Raw genomic sequence first — 2,280 nt, 5'->3', positions numbered from 1 at the left:
CCCCACACCCTGCCGCGGGGTGGAGCAGCCCGGTAGCTCGTCAGGCTCATAACCTGAAGGTCGCAGGTTCAAATCCTGCCCCCGCAACCAACCCCCAGACATCCTGTCTACAAGTTGAAATACAGGATTTCTGGGTTTCCGCGCAAGCGGAAATTGTTCAGGGGTCGCACGCCTCAACTCAGGAGGCGGCTCACTTCCTAACCCAGAAAAGACGAAACCCCGCAGTTGGCGCTGCGGGGTCTCTGACGTGTAGGAACACGCCCAACACTCTCTAGATGGGCCAATTCTACGCGATGGACGGCTGTTGTCAAGCGTCAGCCTGTCTTGGGTTGAAGGCCGAAAACATGCATGCAATCAACCGCATGTCCCGCCGGCATCGCGCGGCGGACGGAGACTTTCCCGGAACTTGAAGCGACGGCGCGCAGTGTCTCCGCGCCAGGCGTCACGACGGCCGCGGTGACCGGCCTGGTGCTGCGCGGCGTGAAGGTGCTGACGCCGGCGCTGACGCCGGCGGCGGTGCATCTTCTTGCCCTGCTGGTCGAGCACGTCCACGGCGACGACCGGTGGCGCCTCGGGCGCCTGCGGGTGGTGCCGAGCAATGCGCGGTTGGCGGCCATGATGGGTACCTGCGAGCGCGGCATCCGGCGCCTGCTGAGCCTGCTGGAGGCCAACCACTGGATCGTGCGCCGCTACACCGCCAGCAACCGCCGCAGCCGCCCCCAGGCGGGGATAGACCTGGCGCCCGTGGCGGCGCGGCTGGCCGACCTGCGCGAGGCCGTCGCGTGGGTGGCGGAGGAGGGCAGGGATGCCCGGCGCCAAGCGGACGCCGAGCGGCCGGATGGGCGGAAAGAGCAGTCCGGCAGGGAGGACAAATCTGTCCTCCTGAAATCCTACAGTAGAACTCCCAAGCCTTCGGCTTCTGTACAGCCCGCCGAGGCCGGCGCCGACGCCAGCGCTGTCGGGGAGCTGGTGAGCCTCATGCTCCACGCCTCGCCGCGGCTCCAGGGGCTGTTGTCTGCCCATGACCTGATTGATCTTCAACGCCCACGACCGCCGGCACCGGCCCTGAACCGGCTGACGGTGGTCGTGGGCGTCTTCGTGCGTGAGCTGGGGCTGTCCAGCGGGATCTGGACGGAGGCCCTCGCCCGGCACGGATGGGCGGCGCTGGCAGCCGCCGTGGTGGTGATGGAACGACAGGAGGTGAAGCGGCGCGCCGGCTACCTGCGCTCCATGCTCCGCCATCCCAAGCTGGCCGACACGGTTCGCCACAGCCTACGGCGCCTTGTCGACGGAGGGCGCGGATCATGAGTGACAGATCGCCAATCCCCATCCTACCCGTCGTCGATCAGCCCAGGTGGACGCGCGACGGCGTTCAGGCCGGGCGCTGTTCCGGCCTCCAGGTCAACACGCTGACCGTCGGCGAGCACCAGGCGCTGCTGGTGAGCCGAGGACAGCGGCCGTTATCGCTGGCCGAGATCGCGCAGATTCACGGGCTAGATGCCGCTGAGGCAGAGGCGGCTCGGCAGGCACGCCAGAGCGCCGCGCCCAGGGGCGCGCCGAGGGGACGACAGGAAAAGGCGCTGCGCTCCGTCGTCGTCGACGGGCGGCGCTGGAAGGTCACGATCGAGGCTGACGACGGGATAGAAGGCTGATGATCCGCCCGCTCTCCTCAGGCTCCAGCCTTCAGGCGCACGCCGGCGCCGCCGTCGGGGCTGGGCTGTCCCTCCGGGATGAATACGATGCCGGCGGTCTCAAGAGCCCTCTGAATTCTGCCAAGCGTCTCGCCGTAAGCGTCGGCTCCGTTCTCAAACCGCGAGACGGTGTTGGCAGTGACACCGGCTTTCTCCGCCAGCTCACGCACTCCCCAGCCGAGTGCCGCGCGCGCCATCTTGACCTGCTGCCGCGTAATCATTTTGACTCTGTACCCACATCCGTTGATCCTGTATTGACGTACCCGCCCGATGTTTGTACAGTGCACACATCGACGGGGACGGGCAACAAGAGTAGTCGCCCGACGGGTAAGGGAGCAAGGTTCATGGCTGGCGGTACGACCATCATCAATCTCCGGGCTGCCCGCGCGGCGCGCGGCCTGCCGGTGGCGCCGCTGGCGGATGCCCCCGCCACCTACCAGGTCGGCCAGCCGGTGACGGTGCTCGGGCGTCCCATCCGCTACGGCTGGGTGGTCTATCCAGCGACGATTACGATGGCCGCTCTGCCGACGACTAGGATGTCCGCATGGGGTGACCGTAGGGCGGGCGTAGCCCGGCCGGAGGTCACCCC

General features: G+C 67.6%; 4 protein-coding genes and 1 tRNA gene. 4 read left to right on the top strand and 1 reads right to left on the bottom strand.

The features are described 5' to 3' along the window. Positions 1 to 13: 13 nt before the first annotated feature. From CRP50_RS24665 to CRP50_RS24655, 3 genes are all read left to right on the top strand, one after another. Positions 14 to 90: transfer RNA gene (locus tag CRP50_RS24665), tRNA-Met, on the top strand. A 366-nt stretch (positions 91 to 456) separates the two neighbouring features. Beyond that, positions 457 to 1,308, top strand: coding sequence for a helix-turn-helix domain-containing protein (locus CRP50_RS24660; protein WP_176525348.1), 852 nt, complete (start codon positions 457 to 459; stop codon positions 1,306 to 1,308). After that, entirely contained in the window at positions 1,305 to 1,652 is a 348-nt protein-coding gene (locus CRP50_RS24655) for a hypothetical protein (protein ID WP_097281846.1), read from the top strand. The genes CRP50_RS24660 and CRP50_RS24655 overlap by 4 nt, the downstream gene beginning before the upstream one ends. A 17-nt stretch (positions 1,653 to 1,669) precedes the next feature. On the opposite strand, the gene CRP50_RS24650 is transcribed toward CRP50_RS24655, so the two are convergent. After that, positions 1,670 to 1,912: a helix-turn-helix domain-containing protein gene (locus CRP50_RS24650; protein WP_245913717.1), complete on the bottom strand. Its 243-nt coding sequence runs from the start codon at positions 1,910 to 1,912 to the stop codon at positions 1,670 to 1,672. Positions 1,913 to 2,035: 123 nt separating this feature from the next. Here CRP50_RS24650 and CRP50_RS25860 point away from each other — a divergent pair. Next, positions 2,036 to 2,280: hypothetical protein (locus tag CRP50_RS25860; RefSeq protein ID WP_217992126.1), on the top strand; the 245-nt coding region annotated here is incomplete at its 3' end.

The organism is Caenispirillum bisanense (assembly GCF_900230255.1).
Lineage (GTDB): Bacteria > Pseudomonadota > Alphaproteobacteria > Rhodospirillales > Rhodospirillaceae > Caenispirillum > Caenispirillum bisanense_A.
The sequence above is the reverse complement of the archived record's forward strand: the minus strand, read 5'-3'. Positions and strand labels throughout refer to the sequence as shown.

Excerpts from the sequence above, each read along its gene's own strand:
- CRP50_RS24655 (WP_097281846.1), top strand. The coding sequence starts at position 1,305 with ATGAGTGACAGATCGCCAATCCCCATCCTACCCGTCGTCGATCAGCCC.
- CRP50_RS24650 (WP_245913717.1), bottom strand. The coding sequence starts at position 1,912 with ATGATTACGCGGCAGCAGGTCAAGATGGCGCGCGCGGCACTCGGCTGG.